The sequence below is a fragment of the Desulfuromonas sp. TF genome (assembly GCF_000472285.1).
In the GTDB taxonomy this organism is placed as follows: Bacteria; Desulfobacterota; Desulfuromonadia; order Desulfuromonadales; family ATBO01; genus ATBO01.
Genome location: NZ_KI421416.1, coordinates 12032 through 29958 on the forward strand (window position 1 = coordinate 12032; position 17927 = coordinate 29958).

At 53.1% G+C, this 17927-nt stretch carries 18 protein-coding genes; all 18 read right to left on the reverse strand.

Translation table 11 applies throughout. The features are described from left to right. Nucleotides 1–510: chorismate synthase (locus tag DTF_RS27120; RefSeq protein ID WP_226989206.1), on the reverse strand; the 510-nt coding region annotated here is incomplete at its 3' end. An 84-nt stretch (nt 511–594) separates the two neighbouring features. Then, nucleotides 595–3042, reverse strand: a complete 2448-nt coding sequence (gene pilQ, locus DTF_RS22335) for a type IV pilus secretin family protein (protein ID WP_162148604.1) — start codon at nt 3040–3042, stop codon at nt 595–597. Between the two features lie 160 nt (nt 3043–3202). Continuing rightward, entirely contained in the window at nt 3203–3730 is a 528-nt protein-coding gene (locus DTF_RS25310; RefSeq protein WP_162148605.1) for a pilus assembly protein PilP, read from the reverse strand. Nucleotides 3731–3759: 29 nt separating this feature from the next. After that, the gene (locus DTF_RS0106845; RefSeq protein WP_027714720.1) at nt 3760–4332 is read right to left on the reverse strand and encodes a type 4a pilus biogenesis protein PilO; all 573 of its coding nucleotides are present in this window, start codon (nt 4330–4332) and stop codon (nt 3760–3762) included. A gap of 16 nt (nt 4333–4348) precedes the next feature. Continuing rightward, on the reverse strand, nt 4349–4912 hold the full coding sequence (locus tag DTF_RS0106850; RefSeq protein ID WP_027714721.1) for a PilN domain-containing protein: 564 nt from the start codon (nt 4910–4912) through the stop codon (nt 4349–4351). Continuing rightward, nucleotides 4909–5967 (reverse strand): type IV pilus biogenesis protein PilM, encoded by a 1059-nt coding sequence (gene pilM, locus DTF_RS0106855; RefSeq protein WP_027714722.1) that lies wholly within the window; start codon nt 5965–5967, stop codon nt 4909–4911. The genes DTF_RS0106850 and pilM overlap by 4 nt, the downstream gene beginning before the upstream one ends. Before the next feature lie 79 nt (nt 5968–6046). Continuing rightward, nucleotides 6047–6253, reverse strand: a complete 207-nt coding sequence (locus tag DTF_RS0106860) for a helix-turn-helix transcriptional regulator (RefSeq protein ID WP_027714723.1) — start codon at nt 6251–6253, stop codon at nt 6047–6049. Nucleotides 6254–6455: 202 nt separating this feature from the next. Further along, complete coding sequence (locus DTF_RS0106865; RefSeq protein WP_035056061.1) at nt 6456–7226, reverse strand: A24 family peptidase; 771 nt, start codon at nt 7224–7226, stop codon at nt 6456–6458. After that, nucleotides 7226–8323, reverse strand: coding sequence for a glycosyltransferase family 9 protein (locus tag DTF_RS0106870; RefSeq protein ID WP_051361067.1), 1098 nt, complete (start codon nt 8321–8323; stop codon nt 7226–7228). The genes DTF_RS0106865 and DTF_RS0106870 overlap by 1 nt, the downstream gene beginning before the upstream one ends. A 66-nt stretch (nt 8324–8389) precedes the next feature. Continuing rightward, on the reverse strand, nt 8390–9226 hold the full coding sequence (locus DTF_RS0106875) for a hypothetical protein (protein ID WP_027714726.1): 837 nt from the start codon (nt 9224–9226) through the stop codon (nt 8390–8392). Nucleotides 9227–9298: 72 nt separating this feature from the next. Then, nucleotides 9299–10456, reverse strand: a complete 1158-nt coding sequence (locus tag DTF_RS0106880) for a glycosyltransferase family 1 protein (RefSeq protein WP_027714727.1) — start codon at nt 10454–10456, stop codon at nt 9299–9301. Continuing rightward, nucleotides 10456–11064, reverse strand: coding sequence for a class I SAM-dependent methyltransferase (locus DTF_RS0106885; RefSeq protein ID WP_162148606.1), 609 nt, complete (start codon nt 11062–11064; stop codon nt 10456–10458). The genes DTF_RS0106880 and DTF_RS0106885 overlap by 1 nt, the downstream gene beginning before the upstream one ends. Before the next feature lie 170 nt (nt 11065–11234). Then, entirely contained in the window at nt 11235–12149 is a 915-nt protein-coding gene (locus DTF_RS0106890) for a hypothetical protein (RefSeq protein ID WP_027714729.1), read from the reverse strand. After that, nucleotides 12146–13006: a bifunctional 2-polyprenyl-6-hydroxyphenol methylase/3-demethylubiquinol 3-O-methyltransferase UbiG gene (locus tag DTF_RS22345; RefSeq protein WP_081702840.1), complete on the reverse strand. Its 861-nt coding sequence runs from the start codon at nt 13004–13006 to the stop codon at nt 12146–12148. The genes DTF_RS0106890 and DTF_RS22345 overlap by 4 nt, the downstream gene beginning before the upstream one ends. Nucleotides 13007–13011: 5 nt before the next feature. After that, nucleotides 13012–14268, reverse strand: coding sequence for a glycosyltransferase family 4 protein (locus DTF_RS0106900; RefSeq protein WP_081702841.1), 1257 nt, complete (start codon nt 14266–14268; stop codon nt 13012–13014). Next, nucleotides 14265–15296: a glycosyltransferase gene (locus DTF_RS22350; protein ID WP_051361071.1), complete on the reverse strand. Its 1032-nt coding sequence runs from the start codon at nt 15294–15296 to the stop codon at nt 14265–14267. Before DTF_RS22350 ends, DTF_RS0106900 begins: the two co-directional genes overlap by 4 nt. Continuing rightward, a complete protein-coding gene (locus DTF_RS0106910; protein WP_027714731.1) occupies nt 15289–16191 on the reverse strand; it encodes an alpha-1,2-fucosyltransferase in 903 nt (300 codons plus the stop codon). The genes DTF_RS22350 and DTF_RS0106910 overlap by 8 nt, the downstream gene beginning before the upstream one ends. Nucleotides 16192–16234: 43 nt before the next feature. After that, on the reverse strand, nt 16235–17926 hold the full coding sequence (locus DTF_RS0106915) for a glycosyltransferase (RefSeq protein WP_162148607.1): 1692 nt from the start codon (nt 17924–17926) through the stop codon (nt 16235–16237). Nucleotide 17927 lies beyond the last annotated feature (1 nt).

Sequence of the window (17927 nt, forward strand, 5' to 3'; positions counted from 1 at the left end):
CTGGGCCGCGACTCCTCCGATCTCTTTCACGTACCCGCAGACCTGAATGCCGAGTTCCCGGAGGAAAGCTATGCAGAGCCCCCCCACGGCAACCCTGGCGGCGGTTTCACGCGCGCTGGAGCGCTCAAGGATATTCCTGGCATCATCCTGGCGGTATTTGATGACCCCGCTGAGATCGGCGTGCCCGGGGCGCGGATGGGTGACAGCGATCTCTTCCATGCGGTCTTCGGCTCGGGGCGACATCTGATCTTTCCAGTTCGACCAGTCCCGGTTCTGGATGGAGAGGGTAATGGGAGATCCGAGCGTTCTGCCCCATCGGACCCCGGAAAGAAAGGTCACCTGATCCTGCTCGATCCTCATTCGCCCACCCCGGCCGTACCCCTGCTGACGGCGGCCCAGATGAATGTTGATGTTCTCCTCGCAGATCGAAAGGTTGGCGGGCATTCCCTCTACGATGGCGGTCAGGGAGGGACCATGGGATTCTCCGGCCGTGAGATAACGAAGTTTCATCTTTCTTCCTGTGTCTGAAATTAAGTAGAAGAGGGACAGGCCCGAGCCTGTCCCTCTTCTACGTCTCGGTCCGATTTCGAATGATCAGTCAAGAATACGCGGGGTGATGAAAATCAGCAATTCAGAACGATCATTCGATCTGTTTGTCGACTTGAACAGATAACCGATAAAGGGGAGTTTCCGCAGCCAGGGAATACCCGTTTCGCTTCTGCTGTCATTTTCCGTGAAGATGCCGCCGATGACGGTGGTTTCTCCGTTTTTGACCAGCACCTTTGTGGTGGCTTCCTTCTTGTCGATACCGGGGGCGCTTGCGCCGCTTACGGTGGTCGGCGTATTGTTGCTGGCCTTGATCTCCAGAATGATGGAATTATCGGGATTGATGATCGGTGTGACGTTCAACTCGAGCGTGGCATCGACGAATTCGGTCTTGGTTCCCTGATCACTGATCGACTGATAAGGGATCTGTGTCCCCTGGGAGATGACGGCGGTTTCCCCGTTCAAGGTGGACACCCTCGGCTTCGAAATAACCTTGCTGTTGCCAGCCGTCTCCGCAGCGGACAACCGCAGGTCGAGAACGGAGCTGCTGACACCCAACTGCCCGAAGGTGAAGGAGCTGCCGAGCCCCGCGGCTCCCACCGTGGGGTTGATGACAAAACTTCCGCCACCGGAGATCCCGGCATTGGAGAGGTCGCTCACATCGTCCACCCCGTCGTCATCATAGCTGAAATTCCAGCTGACTCCGAGATCTCGGGTGAAATTCGTCCGAGCCTCGACGATCCGGGCCTCGATCATCACCTGCTTCTCGGGGGTATCGAGAATCGCTACCAGTTTCTTGACTTCCTCGATGACGGACGGTATGTCCGTTACGATCAGTTGTTTGTTGCGATTGTCCGGCGTGATCTTTCCCCGATCCGTCAACAGTTCGCCGGCGGGTCCGGCAATATTGCCCAAGGCGGTGTAGCTGACGCTGATGACCTCGGTCACCAGCGGTTCAAGCTCCCGCTCCTCTTTTACCGCCGTCAGCTCGGCCTGTCGCATGGACCGGATTCTGTCCCTGGGAAGAATGCGAACCACATTCCCCTCTTTTAGCATGCCGAGATTCTTGATGTCGAGGATGAGATCGAGGGCCTGATCCCAGGGGACATCGATCAGGCGGAGAGTGATGGTCCCCTTGACTTCATCTCCGACCAGAACGTTGAGATCGCTTACTTCGCCGATGAGCTGGAAGATGCGGCGGATATCCGCATCATCGAAAACAAGAGTTATCTTTTCACCTCTGTATGGTACTCCCTTCTTCTCAACCTCTACAATCCCTGCCGCGGATAGAACAGGTTCTGCCGGTTCGCCTTTAACCGCAGGCCGAGGGGCCGCCGGCGCCTTAATGTCTGCGGAAGGCTGCTTTGCTGCCTGAGCCGGAGGAGGCGCAAGCACGGATACCTTTTCGACGGCTGCCGGGGCGGCTTCGGCAAACGGGCCATCCTCGACCACGAAAAGCACCATGTCCCCCTCTCTTCGCAGAGTATAGGGAACGGGTCCTTTAAGTTCGACGGCAAATAGAACATCCTGCCGATTCTCGGCCAGAACCGTATAAGGGGTCACCAGTTTTACGGCACTCGGGAAAACCGAAGCATCGATCGAACGGCGAAGCGCCCGACTGATGTTGGCGTTTTTCACCCCGAACCGGACGATATCCCCCTCGGAGGTCGTCTCGATTAATTCAGCTGGGCTCGAAAGCTCTACGGAAAGAAATGACTTTCCATCCTCACTTCGGAAATCGACCGCTTCTACGGTCATCGGTACGCCGGGCGGAGGAGAAGGAGGCATGGACGCCTTGCCGGCATTTCCTCCCCAGGAAACGACAATCGAATTTCCTTCCTCATTCACCGCATAGTCCGGCAGTTCTTCATTTTCGGCGTCAAACACGAATCGGGTCTTATCCTTGTAAGTCCCGACGCGTATTTTACTGAATCCATGCGAGGGGCTGAAAGCCCGCTCCTTAAAAACCGGTTCCACCCCATACACATCGACTACAAGGCGGGGAGGTGCCCCGAGATTGAAGTAGCGATGGCTTTTGATCGGCCCGTCCGCCAACAGAGAAGCACCACCTTCCCGCATATCGACGGATTCAATCCGTCCGGCGGAGGCGAGAGGAGCCGGAGATACAGTGGCAGATTCGGGAGCCGGTTTTACCAGGGCCTTCCCTGAAGACAGATCTGTGTCCTGCGGGGGAGCGGTTCTACTGTTTTCAACAAGAGGCGAATCGGAAGCCAGAACAACCTGAAAATGATTTCCCTCCAAGCGGATATCGTAGTCCGCCACCTTGGCCAGCAGCAACTCGATTCGACCCAACTTTCCCGAGGTCAGATCAAGGGATGAGACTCGAATCTCCTGAAGAGGCGGGGCATCGACCTGAATGGAGTCGTCCAGTTCCGAAACATCCATCCCGGGAAAGTCGAGGACGATCCGAACTGGGTCCAGGGAATCGTAAACGGTGTAGCGGTACCCCACGGGGTCCTGAGAATGGATATCCACGGTCCTTCGGGCAGTTTCCGCGTCCACTGAAATGGACAGGATTCGATTTTGCTCCTGCTGAGCATAACCTTGGGAGGAAGATAAAACCAAAAGCAGCAGCAAAGAACTCAATCTAAAGGCCAACAGCCGCCCTCCACACTGCTTGAGAAAAAAACACATCTTATTCAACTCCTTCCCTCTTAGGAAGCATGATTTCCTGGACAACAGTCCTGACCTCTCCAGAAAAATCAATATAACGTTCCTGAACGACGACGGCATCTCGAGTTACTCCGATAACGGTTCCATCGTTTTTGCCAACCTTGATACCTTTTTTCAGGATATACGATTTACCATCGGGGGCCACTACCATGGCTCTTGGCTCCCCTTTGCCTATGATCACGCCAATCAGCCTCAATTGGCCGATATCGAATTTCTGAAGAGGTGTAAGTGCTCGCTCCGGCAATATAGGTTGTTTTACGTTGAGCAGAGATTCAAAAGGATCGCGTCCCGTCGGATCGTATCTGTATCTCGGAGGCGCTGGTTCAGAAATCTTTTCAGAGGGCGCAGAATTCTCCACCGGTTTCTGGGGAGAGGATATAGCCTTCTTGGTCGGAGGAGGAACAGGAGAGGTCTCCGGTATCTCTTCACCACAACCAGCGCATAAAAGCATCGACAGAAGGACGGCGAAGAAAGGTAAAGTGCGTTTCATTATCGGAAATTTCCCTTTCCTTTGCATTCCTAGGAGCCTTCAAGGAAGCGGAAAGTCGTAGCCAAACAGTCAATCGAAAGGATCGTCTGTCCTCCGACGGTTTTCGGGCTGCCCATACTCAGATTATTGATGTTAACGATCCTGGATAAATCACTCACTGCCTGAAAAAACAAAGCTACATCATGATAGGAACCGACCAGTTGAAGAGAAACAGGCACTTCTGCATAAAACCCCTTTTTTACTTCTCCCCCTGGTCTGAAACGAAGAACATCCAATCCGTTGTCCTTGGCCAGAGAAGAGATGCTGGTCAACAGCGAAGGAATTTCTTTCTCATTCGGAAGTTCGGAGAGGGTTTGCGCTAGCTGTTCTTGCATTTTTTTGTATTCTGCCTGGAATTTTGGCAGATCGTTGGCAATGCGCTGGTCCTGTTGGAGCTTTGCCTGGAGCGCTGCACGCTGGTCCTGTAAGTTGTGATGCTCTTCCAGTTTAGGCAAATAAAGCAGATAAACGAAACCACCGACGATAACAAGTAAAAACGCAACCAGGATTATAATACGCTGATAGGCGGGAAACTTTAGAATTTTTTCAATACGAGGATTCATATTTCAACGCCCTATATTATTGATTTGCATCCTCTTTAGGAGGCGTTTGTACACTACAGGTCACATCAAAGCGCTGCAATTTACTACCTGAAGCGGAAATTTGCTCAATCACTTTAAGCTCGACGTTCTGATAATACGGGGAGGATTCGAGATTTTGTAAAAATTGCGCAACCGCCGGTTCATTCAATCCTACACCTTGGAGAGAAATATTCCCCCCCGATTCCTTGAAAGTAGTTATCCATAATTTGTCCGGCAAAGCATTCCTTAATTCATCCAGCAGGTGAACCGGACCCGTTTGTCCTTCTTTGATCTTGCCGAGCACATCGAGTTTCCCTTGCAGCTCTTTCTGCAGTTTCTTGATGCGCCCCACTTCCCCTATTTTTTTCTTGAGAGTGTTGATTTCGGCTTCGATTTTAGCAATTTCCACTTTCTCATCGTCTATCTTGCCAAGAAGGGAAGCATAGACGCCTATGCAGCCGGCCAGAACCACAACAACAGCTACCAGAAGGATGATCAACTGCCCTCGCAGCATCTCCTTCTTCTGGGCGGCCTTTACGGGCAAAAGATTGATACGAATCATTTGTCGCCCATCCTCCTCATTGCAAGTCCGACCGCGACGGGAAAGAGGGGGCCGACGGAGCGGATGTATTCCGGGTCGAACTCCTTTTCATTCACCACGACTTGACGGAAGGGGTCGAGCACCTCCACCGACATGCCCAACCGACGTTCAAGGGCAGCCTGCACCTGCGGCGTTTTGGAAACCCCGCCGGCAAGGTAGAGTTTCTGGACCTTTTCATCCGCGGAGGTCGCGGAAAAGAAATCAAGAGACCGCTGCACTTCCTGGGCCAGGGTTTCGGCAGCGTCCGTGATGACTTCCGTGACGGAAGCGTGGTCGACATCTTCAATCTCTAAACCCAGCTTGACCGCTTCGGCATCCTCGCTCCCTAAACCGAGTCGTTTCTGAATTTCCTCGTTGAACATGTTTCCGCCGACCTGGATATCTCGGGTGAAGACCGATTCTCCGCCTTTGAGAATATTGATATTCATGGCGCTCGCCCCCATGTTGATCAAGGCGACATTCTCCTCGGTTTCAAAGCCGTAATTGATCTCGAACGCGTTCTCCAGAGCGAAGCAGTCGACATCCATGACCTGAGGGTTTAGGCCGGATTCCTTGAACACCGCCACATAATCGTTGACGAAATCCTTCTTCGCGGCCACCAGGATGACATTCATCTGGGAAGGATCGTTGACGTCGGGACCGAGGATCTGAAAGTCGAGATTGACCTCGGAAATCTCGAATGGAATGTACTGTTCGGCTTCCCACTGAATGGACGCCTCCATTTCCTCCTCGGTCATGATGGGAAGCAGAATCTTGCGGATGATCACTGAATGACCGGAGATGGAGGTGGCGACATTTTGCGTCTTTACCTTCAGGCTTTTCACCAAGCCAATGACCACCTCGACGACCGAACTCGAATCCATAATGGCATTGTCGACAATGGCCTCAGGGGGCAGAGGGGCCAGGCCGAGATTTACCAGATGGTAAACCCCTTTCGCCTCCCGCAGCTGAACCAGCTTGGCCGAACTCGATCCGATGTCGATGCCGATGATGTCTTTTTTCGTCTTAAATAGCATCTATGAAATCCTGCCTGGAGCGTTGACAAAAAGGAATGTGCGGCAAGGTGTCCCGTCATACCAGCAAGGGACGTACCATTTACTCACCCTGCTCCGGAAAGACTTTCTCGCGGTCCTCCAGGTCCAGGCCGAGAGCAAGAATTATCTTGCGCATGGTCGCCAGACGACAGGCTGCCCCCTTCTCGATGCGATCAACCGTAAGAGGTGAGATGCCCGCCTTGCGGGCCAGTTCCGCCTTGCTCATCAAAAGGGATTCACGGATTTTCCTGACCCTGTTCTGTTCCATTTCACATTCCAATATTTAATATTAAGGGAAATTAGACCTAATTATATGTAAATTAAATGATGTGTCAACTAATTATAGGAGCATAAGCTCTTATAATTCTTAAAGAAAGGAAAGATCACATCATATAGTGGAATAAATAAAAGCCACCCCCCAATATATAGAGATGCCAAAAGATTTTATTTTCGCGAAAAATCGGAAATGATCATCGGAAAAGAGACAGATACCAGTGGATCAGTGCAGGTCCCCAGAGAAGATAGACCATTGCTCCCGTCACCAGAAAAGGGCCGAAGGGAATGGCGAGCCTGCGGTCGGCCTTTTTTATCATCATCAGCGGAATACCGACCAGCGATCCCAGGAGGGAGCTGATGAAGATGGTCGGCAAAACGGCCTTCCATCCGAGAAACGCCCCCAGCATGGCCAGAAGCTTGATGTCCCCCCCGCCCATCCCTTCTTTTTTGGTCAGCAGCTCATAACCTGCGGCGACGGCAAAGAGACTGCCTCCTCCGAGAAGGATGCCGAGGAGAGAATCGGTCCAGGAGACCCAGGGGATGAGGAAGGAGCATAGAAAGCCGATGATGATGCCGGGCAGGCTGATGACGTCGGGGATGATCTGATGATCGAGATCGATGAAGGTGATGACCACCAGGGCGGCGGCGAAGAGCCACAGAACCGGCACGAAGTGCTGCGGTCCGAAACGATAGACGATCAGGGCGAAGAGCAGTCCTGTCAGGGCTTCCACCATCGGGTAGCGTGGGGAGATCCGAACCTTGCATCCGGCGCATCTGCCCCGCAGCAGAATGTAGCTGAAGATGGGAATATTCTGATACCAGCGGATGGTCGCCGCGCAGGCAGGGCAGCGCGAAGGAGGATGGACGATCGACTCGCCGGCCGGGATGCGGTAGATGCAGACGTTGAGGAAGGAGCCGATGATGCTCCCGAATAGAAAGGAAACCAGTAAAAAATACAGGAACATCAGAATCTATTTCCTTGCATATTGCGCGCTAGGAGAGCTTCAGTGGCAGCGATTACCTCTTCGACTGAAATCTCCTGAAGACATTGCACTCCCTTGAGACATTTCGGCGTATTTCCGAACCTGCTGCATGGGGAGCAAGATAATCCACGTTTTACAATGATATGTTTGCTTCCACGAGGTGCCCATTTAATATCATTACTGGGACCGAAGATAGATACAGTGGGTCGATCCAGACAAAAAGCTAAGTGCAGCATCCCTGAATCGCCACTGACAACAATTGCCGCCTTCTCCATTACAGCTGCTGATTCTTCAAGACTGGTCAGCCCCGCTAGATTTAAGGCATTTCTGGCGGCAACATATTCACCCAAAGCCCGATCATGCTTCCCTCCCAATATCACCACCTGTAATTCGTTTTCATTACACCACCAGACAAACTCCCGGAATTTCCTGGGATCCCAACGTTTTTCTTGAATACTGGCAGCAGGGAAAAGTGCCAAAAGCGGTAATTGCTTAATATCACTAAGAATTGAGGCTACCTTCTGCTGAGCAGCCTCCGGCACTATAAGAAGGTCGTTGTTCGTTAAAAAATCATCTGCAATCCCAAGAGGCCCAAGTAGATTAAAGAAACTTTCCGACTCAAATTGATCTGGCAGATATGGGATCGGGTGCGTGAACATACGGCGTCGCTCATTGGTATCAAAACCGACCTTTATTGACGAGCGTACAAGACGGCAGACTACAGCGGATAAGCGATGCCATTGTTCCGTATCTACAGCGATATCGTACCGGCGGCGTAGGATAGTACAAAGGTCAGAGGGATCGTCGTAAGTGAAAACTTCACGAATGCCGGGCATCAGGGCAAATGCTCTGGCGTTTCGCTTTTCCGCAAGCACATCAATGGTGGCGTCCCTAAAATACTTATGCAGGGCGGCAACAGTCATAGACAGGAGCAGGGCGTCGCCGATACCCCCGGGACGGATTAACAGGATCGAAGACAGACTGCCTGGAATAAGACTGTTCGGTGGCGGAAGACAAGAAGTCAGAAATCGACCGAAAAAGTTATCAACTAACTTGAGCAGACCGGTTTTAATCGACACAAAAATTCCTTTAATCCTGCTTGCGGTAAGGTGGCGATATCACTACATGGAAAATACACTAATACTTTATACTTCAACCACATCGAAGGTCTCAGGATTTTTAACCCAGAAAAGACGAGTCTTGCCATAAAAAGAGGCCCAACCAGAAAAAGAGCTTTGTGGTCCATATATTTCATCGCATCGCGCAAGAATATACATATCTTCAACTTCGCCGCCATGACCTCTCAGATACTCAAACTCACCGAAACGGTCCCAATCCTGTGATTCATTGCTGCAGATTATGAATAAGATCTTCTTCCCTAGATGATTTTGCCTTATTTTCCTCATAAGTTCTAAATAACGATGGGTTTCAAAAAAAAACTTTCCGTTTTGCCAAATCCTGTAATCACCCTGCCGGATATGAATCCCGACCAAAAAATCACATTTCTCCCGTGCGGCCGAAACAAAATCCTCAACCACGTGAGCTTTACCCTTGATGAGAGAGAAATAATCCCTTATCGTATCCGCATGCCGTTCCAAAACCTGCGAATTTACTACAGGCCACCCAGCATAAAAGAGGACGGAGTGTTTTTTTATTTCTTGCCGGAGTGCTTCATCGAGAAAAGAGAAACATCCGCGCTCGTCTGGCTGGGCCACCTTAAGGCCAAAATAGACTCCGATTTTTTTCAGGAACGGTTCCAGGGCATTAAGAATCACATAGGAAATTCTATTAACAATCCGAGGAAGAAGTATTCCCGGACATCCGCAAAGAGCATTTCCGTTGGAGCCCTCGAAAGATTCAGCATATTCATCGAATGTCAAATTAACAATTGGGATATTGTATTCGAGCGAAATGGCCATAAATGCTCTCAAATAAGCCAGGCGATTGCCAAGCTGTCCATTTTTACAGGCAAGGATAATCAATTCCCTCCTCCCCAAATTTGCTTTTGAGGATTTTGTATTCGGAAATATCGAGAATACCATCGCGACATTAATCTACTTACCCTTATATACCCTCTGATAAATATCAATGGTCTTTCGAGCCGCGTTATACCAACTGAAATCACTGGCACGCTGCAAACCCGATATAGCCATATGGTTCCGTTGCGCCTCATCCCCCCAGACTTCAAGCAAGGTAGCTGCAATATCCTCTGCAGAATAGGGATCAAAATAGAACGCGGCCTCGCCGGCGATTTCAGGCAAGGCGGTGGCCCGGGCCACCGCAACAGGGCAGCCACATCCCATTGCCTCAATCACCGGCAAACCGAAGCCTTCAAACAAGGACGGAAATACCATGAGCCTGGCCAGGCTGTACATACACGGTAAGTCTTCATCCGGGACATAGCCAAGCCAACGCACCTGCCGTTCCAAACCCAATCGGAGAATTTCGCTTAAAACTTGGCCATGGAAATCCATGGGCACACCGGTCAGTATAAGTTCACCATCGAAACGACTCTGCTGAACCATGATATATACCGCGTTAAGGAGTAGGAGGTGATTCTTGTGTGCCCAGGTCGCGGCCGGAAAAATCATAAATGGCCGCTGGAGTGAGTATTTCTCAACCACAACAGCCAAGCGTTCCGGATCACCGATCCGCTCGAACCGGCTGGAACAGCCGTGATGGACTACATGGATTTTTTCGGCAGAAGCGTCATAACGTTCAACAAGGCTATCCTTGACATGCTGCGAGATGGCAATGACAGCCTGGGCCTGCTCGACGGAGGCGCGGTATTCTCTATGCCGGCGATTGAGTTCCATGGTGGAGAACAGCATGGGAAAGAATTCATGCTGCATATCGTGGAATGTCAATACGGCAGGGTATGGCAATCCTTGGGGATTCAGGGTCGTCAGGGGATGGTGCATGACATCCACAGGCAGCCCTTGTAAATGCCGGGTCAGCAGATCAAAACCTCCAAGATGTCGTCCCAAGCCGCGCAGAAACCAGTTTAGGCTCGGTTTCTCAATGGCGTGCAGTTGCAGTTTGAAGTTGGGGAGAGAAGAGCGGAAACCGGCTGCGGCCATAGGATCACATAGCACCAGATATTCATTGTGCGTATCCACCTCCTGCAGAGCTCGAAACAGGTTGACCAAGTAGGTTTCGACCCCTCCGCGCCCTGGAGTATAGCCAAGCAGGTTTAGAGCGACCCGCATCATCACTCTCCCTTACCACCGCTGGTCTGAAAGTCTTGCGGGAGCAACGAACGGCGACGAAAAATAAAGCCTAGCAGGGATACAACAGGAATGCAGATAAGTATTTTAAACGTGGTATCTGAGACCGGTCTCGCGCTGAACAAATGGAGGTTGTGACCGTTGGTGGCATAATGCAAATCCAGTTTATCGGCAATGATCTGCAAGGTTTTTCGAGTAAAAAACGAAATATGCTGGCCATGTTCTGCGCCATAGTACCACCACGTGCCAAGTGGCGGGGGCGGGTCTGGAAGGAGCTGAGTAGTAAATAGGATATTGCGAGAAAGTTCGGCCATCTTCCGCACGCTTGCAAGTGGATCCGGAAAATGTTCAAAGACTTCGGCTGCTGTCAGGAGTTCATATCGTTCGCCACTATTGAGATCTGCGGCAAATCCGTCAGCGTAAAGGTTTTGGCAATGCCGGTCATACCAGAAGAATTCGTAACCTGCATCCCTCATCAGGCGGGTGAAGAGACCCGACCCGCCGCCAAAGTCGAGGAATCGGCCGTTCCGGCCAAACAAACATTCAATCACTACTCGTGTGGTTTTTGCGAACCGGAGGTTGCGATCCACCATGCCGACGTCACTACAGGTAATCGGTCTCGCATAAGCTTCTTCAAGCCAGCAAGGCTCGTTTACGTAAATGAATGCACACTGCGGACAATGCCTATAGACTGCCCAATGACGGCCGAGAACCTGCATGCTGCCAAAGTCCTCAGTTTCGGCATTACAGATCGGACAATGCATTATCCAAGACCTCGAAACACAATCATCAGCTTGCGGAAGAATGTGAGCTTTCTGAACATAATACGCCCTGTGAAGGCATCAGCTTGTCTATTAACCTGAATGTCCGCAGGATGGTTGAGTGGGAACAGCATCTCCGAAGTTGGGATCTCGGCAAAGCGGCTCTCTTCCGTTGTGTGTGTGGCGGCGGGGCCGAAACCAATATTTGAGATAAGATTAAAATTCGGCAAAACAGTCAGCAAGCCGTGACTCCAGCAGGCCAGAGTCCACTGACAGGCCCAGCTGTCAATCTCCCCGGCCGCGACTTTGTCAAGGACATCCGTCCAGTACCGGACTTCCGCCTGACCCGGCAGAACGCTCGCCAGCTTCCCCTCGGCACGCCAAACAGGCCAGTCCCCCATGGCGTTGTCATTCATCAACCATGCCCTGCGCCATGTGGCCCATCCCCACACATGATTGAAGCGTGAGAAAAAATAACTATCTTCTCCTCGCTTGCGACCAAACTGAAAGTTTGATCCGCTGATCTGAGCAATCCGTGGTTCTTCGCGATAATGGTTGAGCAGTTCCACACAAAACGGGAAGAAAGTAGGAGCCGGCAGACAATCATCTTCGAGGATAATCGCTTCTTCGACCAGGCTGAAGACCCAGTCCAGACCGCTCGAGACCCGGTGCCCGCAGCCCATATTGGCGGCCGCATAATTGGTATCCACTTGGCAGGGCCAGTCAATCGTATTTAGAATCGCTCTTGCCTGCTCGCAAAGGGCCGCCTCTCCCGGGCGATCGGGACGCGGCCCATCGGCTATGACCAGTAAACGCTCCGGGCGGACTTGGCGGACCGCGTCGAAAACCCGCATGGTGGTCTCTGGGCGGTTAAAAATTATCAGCACGATCGGGGTCTGCAGTTGGGGCAAAGTCATTCCATCATCCCACCATCAGGCCATGGTCGTCTCTGTGTAGAGAAAAGACATCGTGTGCTCTGCCATTTTTTTGCCAACAGGTTTTGCCCCGGGCGCAAGGTCGGAAACAAGCGATATAACAATGAGGCAAGGCGGCTAGCCCTGACAGGCATTTCGTAGACGTGACTGATGCATTTGAAACCAGTCATCGAAAGCATCTCCAGAAGTTCGCTCCGGGTATATTCCCGCCAGTGAAGACCAACGATCATGTTCGCCCGAGCAGAGAGCTGAACGGCAAAATCCGAAATTGGATTGTGGATTGATCGCCCGCGCAGCAAATTAATCCGGTTGGGCAACGAAACCAGGTTCGGCAAAGCCAGATACAGGTGTCCATCAGTGTGCAAAACGCGGTTGATCTCGGCAATCACCGGCAGCGGATTAAAGTTCAGATGCTCGAGGGTTTCGCACATAATCACAACATCAAAGCTGCCAGAATCGAAGGGGAGCTCATAGTCCTTCAGATTGAAGGCGACCGGTCCGATGGCAAATTGACGGTAACGCTCCTGCAAGCGCTCGTTCGTCATAAATTCAGGAATATCCAAGGCCGTCACCTGCATGCCGAGCCGTGCAAGAGAGAAACTGACCACACCGAGAAATGCGCCGATTTCCAGAACTCGTATAGGCCGGTTTTGAGTCTTTTCTCTTGCGCATACCTTGGTCACATCGAGCAATGTTCTGCGATAAGAAGGGCGCGCATTCTCCAAGTATGCCCGCTCACCGTCATGATCGCCAATGTTCAGGAGATCAATCGGGTGTTCCTGCAAATCCGACACTGCCAGATCAAGTACCTGAAATACTCTTTCGATGGATAGATCCATACCTGTCACGACTCACCGGTGATTCTGGTTACGGAATCAAATAGGATCAGATACTGCTTAGCGATCACTTCCGTGCTGAAATGTTGTGTCACATGTTGCATTGTGGATGCTTGCATGCGCTCACACAGACCCCGCTGGAGCAAACTGCTGGATCGCCACAGAAGACTCCTCAAATCCTGACATTGTACCAGAAAGCCGCTCAGGCCGTCTGCAATAAGTTCGCGATTACCACCGACATCAAACGTGACCATCGGCACCCCGCAGCAACCGGCTTCCAGGAGCGCCATGCTAAAATTTTCGATCAGCGTCGGCGATACCCCGAAAGAGCAGGATTTAAGCAAAGCGATCGTCTCGCAATGACTGGTCTGGCCGGGCATATAAATTCGTGCATGTTCGGGAACTCTTTCCAGTTCCGATACAAGCTTGGCATCGATATTCCCGGACAGGTAAAATCCAATCGGACCAGCGAAATCACTGGCGAGGGAACGGATGATCTCCGGTATAAAGCCTGACCCTTTCAAGGGACTGCCAGCGGAAGGGATGTATACTACCGGAGCCTCCGGAGCAAGCCGTAAATGTCGGCGAACATCGTTTACTTCGATAGACTGGATCAGGGCGACATCGACTGCATTGGGAATGACTACAGCTTCCCCTTCGAATCGATAAACCTCCCGAAAGATTTTACGGATGTAGTCCGACGGGCAGACAACAAGGTCAACAGTCTTCAAGGCCTTCTGCTCGAGGGCCGTGGCTTTGACCGCATCAACTTTACAGAAGGCTCCAAAAGACGGCTCCGCAACAAAACGCATCGGCACATGGTGGACAACCTGGATTACAGTTGCCCAGGCTTTGGGAAGGCACAGCCCGGGAGCTCCGCGATCGGGGATAATCAGAATATCGGGATCAATGTGTCGGAGATGCCGCTTCATCCGCAGGGCACCGGGGATCGAGCCGATGATGTCATTTAGTTGGTAGGCGATCTGCCGCGAACCGTGCAACCTCAGATAAGCCGTGACACCCAGACCGAGTAGTGACCTCATCCTCGCCGACGCCCCGGCACGGATGATGCCCGGTTCGTCCGGACGCTGTTCAGGCTCGTTATATGTCAACAGAGTTGCAAGACAGCCAACCCCTGCCAGTGCACTATAAAGGTTATAGTGGGCGCTGGCCACCCCACCAATCCGGGCGGGGGGCGCTGATGGCGCTGCGATTGCAACCTTATAACGGCATGCAGGATTCATCGGCGTTGTCGCTGACATCATCTAGCTCCCAGCAAACATCGACGCCAGAACTGCAACCGTTGCTGCCATGGGGCGCGATAAACTTGTTTAAACGGGGAATTATGCCAGGCACGATAAGCCACCGCACCAAGGGTGATCGACTGCTCACAGGTATAGAACCAACGTTGGGCCAGCATAGCACTAAACGCAGGTTCGGTATAGATCGCCTGCTTCTGATTGGCTGCCTGCAAACGCAATAACCAGGCATGAACCCGCTCGAGGAACTTCCGGTCGGTTTGCGTATCCCAAAGCGCTAGAGTATCATGGATGGCCATTTCATCGACACTTGGAGTCAGGCCCAATTCTTCCAACGATCGCTTTCGTACCCTGCTTGCGGTCGCAAGCTTTTCCTGCCGTCTGCGACCACCGATGCTCTCGCCATGAATCCGGTAGCGGAGCAGCACCTCCCCCATATTCGCTGTCCTGAATAACCGGGCACAGCGGCTCCAGAGTTCGTAGTCCTCTGCATAAGGATAATGCTTGTTATATCGCAGGCCATATTTATCGACCAGCGCTTTGCGTAACATAACGGTCGGATGGTAAAGCACCGATTCAAAAAGCAAACGGCACAGGATCTCGTCATGAGTTCCCGGTGACTGCCACTGGATTTTCGATTCCTGAGAGAACGCCTCCATCCAAGTCCCGCAGATACCCACATCCGGATTGGCATCCATGAAGGCCAGTTGTTTTTCCAGGCGTTGCGGCAGGCTAATGTCATCGGCGTCCATGCGGGCGACGTATTCACCGCGCGCCTCATCGAGACCCCGATTGAGAGCCGCCACCAGCCCGAGATTGTACGGCTGCCGAAGCAGTCGGATACGCTCGTCCCTGCGGGCCGTAACCCGGGTGGTGCTATCGTCGGTGGAGCCGTCGTCAACCACAAGCAGCTCGAAATTGGCGAAGGTCTGGTCAAGGATGCTGTCGAGAGCGGCATCCAGATGAGCCGCGCCTTGGTAGACCGGCATCAGGACTGTCACGCGCACCGGCGCCTGCGACTTCTGCTCAGTCATTGGCAACCTGCAGCCAGCCAGCCGGAAGGAGGTCCGCCGTCTGCCGGTCAGGCTCTGCGAACCAACGTTGCGGGGCGACTACGACCTTATCGGGATTGTCAATAAGCCAGGCCCCCCACCAACTGAACGAGCTGTTGGCAATGATGGCATGTCGACAGAGACTCATGAGTTGCATATCGAGGTGGCCCCGATCGGGAGGGTTATGATTTACGTATGTGGTCGGAACATCCAGCCGCAGGTGGTTGGCAACCCACTCAGAATCGTCTGAAAAAACGAAAATGTGCGGGTCTGTGACCTGGGCACGAAGCGCAGACATTGCGTTGGCATAGTAAGAAGGCGAGAGGAGTCCGTGGAAGGCTCTGGTCTTGCCGCTGGTGGCGTAATCACCTCGGCGGACATGGACAGCCACTGCATCGACACGCCCGATATGTTTGGATAGCTCAAGATTCTGGCCAACCAGCGGAGTGCGGACGGCCAGTTCCCGCCGGATGATCTCGGCCTGATCGTTGAAGTAACGTTCTGAGTGCCAGTATCCCTGCAGGTAGACATTATCCGGGAGGGTCAGCACCTCTGGGTCGAACCGCCCCGTCCGCTCTTTGACAATGTGTGATCGGTAATGGGAGAAACCAGACAACCGTCGCAGGTGCAGCCGCATCCTTTGCCAGCAGTCGCGGCAGCGGCCGCTCAGCTCAGCGACCTCGTCGGGGCCGGCGAACCGAGCGCGAATCCCTAGATGGCCGAGCTCATAACGGCGCGGCGTATCCTCCGGTGGCGCCTGAGCGAAATATCCGGAGTCAAAGGCCAGTTCGGCATCGTGCTGCAATGCCAATCGCCTGGCCGCAGCGTATTGGAACATCTGGTTGCCAAGTCCGCCCATCAGTCGGACAATGATCATAACCGCCCCCGATGCGCTGCCATTAGTCTGTACAGAAATGTTGTCACACCGTTTCCCTCTGTTCATCGCGAAACTGCTGCAGCAGTTTCTGAATAATCTCGAACTCCTTTTCGTACCAGGCCTTAGGTACCGATCGGTCATAACCGCCCGGCTGAAACCGGCTGCTGGCAGCAATCATATCGTTGATGACTTGGGAATCCCCATCCGCCGCCCTTTGCAGTTGATCTACCCAGTAGTTAAAACTGCCGCCGGGGTCGCAGACCTCACGCCGTTCACGGGAAAGTGCCCGAGTACTCAAGGCGAAGTGGAATAGCAGGCCGCAGATGTTCTGGCCGAAAGCCCCGTCTTTCGGAGTCAAGCCGATGTAGCTGGTCAGGGGGAGGTTAAACTTGGGCCCCATGTGGTTGATGTCCAGGAAATGGTTAGCCGCTACCCCATTGTCGCATCCTCCGGGCAGGTAGGGATGGCGCGGATTCGGCTCAGGAAGACCCCGCATCCGGCGGAGTCGCCGCCGCAGGCGGTCGCCAATTGGCATTTCACCCCCGGGGGTCGCCCGAGTGAAGCCGATTTGTTCAGAAGCCACCCGTGCCAGAGCGGTCGGCATGACTCGGTAAAGGTTGTTGGTGCAGGTGAACGACTCATTATCGTAAAGACCAGCAGACGGAGTGTAACCTGTGGCCGGTTGCCACCAGTTCCGGGCTGTATCGCGACGTGCATAACCGGTGGACAGCCCCGTGTCGAGACCGACCGAACTGCAACCGTATTTCTCAATCAGCCAGATCGGGAAGGAGAGCCATTCATCAATCAACGGCATGGCATCGGCATCGGTCATAGCTACGTATTGCTCCTGCACCAAATCAAGGCCGTAATCGAGCAATAATCCCACATCGGCATCATGATTTTTATTTGGACGCTCGAACCTGTTGAAGATGATCCTCTCGTCACCGGCAAAGTATGCGCGGGCCTTCTCGTAACTGCCGTCACCACTGGCATCGTCCAGCACATAGATGCGTTCGTCAAGATTCTTATTACGCCGGGCTTGCATCCTTTCCAGACAAGGCCGCAGAAAGGTCCAGCTCTCCCAGTGCGGAAGCAGGATGGCCATACTTTTCGGTTCGTCACGCGCATCCAAGGTCATGCCTAGCACGCGGATGTGGCGGTACACGTCAGTCTGTCGCTGCCCGAAGCGGGCCAGTTGGGGATCAACCGAGGTCAGGCTGTCATTCGGCAGGCTGGGAATGGTGACTCCCAAGAACTGCTCCAACTCGCGGGTCTGAGTGCGGGACAGGCCTAGATTCTCGCTGACATCCATGGTGACAACGACACGGTGGCGGGCAAGACGCAGCATCTCGCGCAGCACCGCAATCGGGTCGGGCATCTCCTCTATGGCGGAGATGCTGAAGGTGTAGGGGAAGGCGTCGTCCTCCAGCGGGATCGCCGTGGCGTCGCTGATGATCAGTCGTCCATCAGGCCACTTCTGGTGATGCAAAGGGTGATCGAGGCGGTTCAGGTCCCGGCAGTCAACCGAACAGGCTGCGGGGAAACTCTTGAACAGCACGAACGGATAGGTGCCGCCGACATCGAGACAGTGGGTCGCTGCGGGAACCCGGCTGACCAGATAGGGGTACTCCCAGATCCGCTGCCAGAAGTTCGGCGGTAGCGGGTTTCGACTGTTCCACTGCCGCCAAAGCGGCAGTTCCATGTCGCGCCAGTTCGCCCAGCGCAGATCGGTCACG

What these genes read in the sequence shown, in the direction of transcription:
- pilM (WP_027714722.1), bottom strand. Translation starts at nt 5,967, where the DNA reads ATGCTATTTAAGACGAAAAAAGACATCATCGGCATCGACATCGGATCG.
- DTF_RS22345 (WP_081702840.1), bottom strand. Translation starts at nt 13,006, where the DNA reads ATGGATCTATCCATCGAAAGAGTATTTCAGGTACTTGATCTGGCAGTG.
- DTF_RS0106900 (WP_081702841.1), bottom strand. Translation starts at nt 14,268, where the DNA reads ATGATGTCAGCGACAACGCCGATGAATCCTGCATGCCGTTATAAGGTT.
- DTF_RS22350 (WP_051361071.1), bottom strand. Translation starts at nt 15,296, where the DNA reads ATGACTGAGCAGAAGTCGCAGGCGCCGGTGCGCGTGACAGTCCTGATG.
- DTF_RS0106885 (WP_162148606.1), bottom strand. Translation starts at nt 11,064, where the DNA reads ATGGTGGATCGCAACCTCCGGTTCGCAAAAACCACACGAGTAGTGATT.
- DTF_RS0106865 (WP_035056061.1), bottom strand. Translation starts at nt 7,226, where the DNA reads ATGTTCCTGTATTTTTTACTGGTTTCCTTTCTATTCGGGAGCATCATC.
- DTF_RS0106845 (WP_027714720.1), bottom strand. Translation starts at nt 4,332, where the DNA reads ATGAATCCTCGTATTGAAAAAATTCTAAAGTTTCCCGCCTATCAGCGT.
- DTF_RS0106890 (WP_027714729.1), bottom strand. Translation starts at nt 12,149, where the DNA reads ATGACTTTGCCCCAACTGCAGACCCCGATCGTGCTGATAATTTTTAAC.
- DTF_RS25310 (WP_162148605.1), bottom strand. Translation starts at nt 3,730, where the DNA reads ATGAAACGCACTTTACCTTTCTTCGCCGTCCTTCTGTCGATGCTTTTA.
- DTF_RS0106860 (WP_027714723.1), bottom strand. Translation starts at nt 6,253, where the DNA reads ATGGAACAGAACAGGGTCAGGAAAATCCGTGAATCCCTTTTGATGAGC.
- DTF_RS0106910 (WP_027714731.1), bottom strand. Translation starts at nt 16,191, where the DNA reads ATGATCATTGTCCGACTGATGGGCGGACTTGGCAACCAGATGTTCCAA.
- DTF_RS0106850 (WP_027714721.1), bottom strand. Translation starts at nt 4,912, where the DNA reads ATGATTCGTATCAATCTTTTGCCCGTAAAGGCCGCCCAGAAGAAGGAG.
- DTF_RS0106880 (WP_027714727.1), bottom strand. Translation starts at nt 10,456, where the DNA reads ATGATGCGGGTCGCTCTAAACCTGCTTGGCTATACTCCAGGGCGCGGA.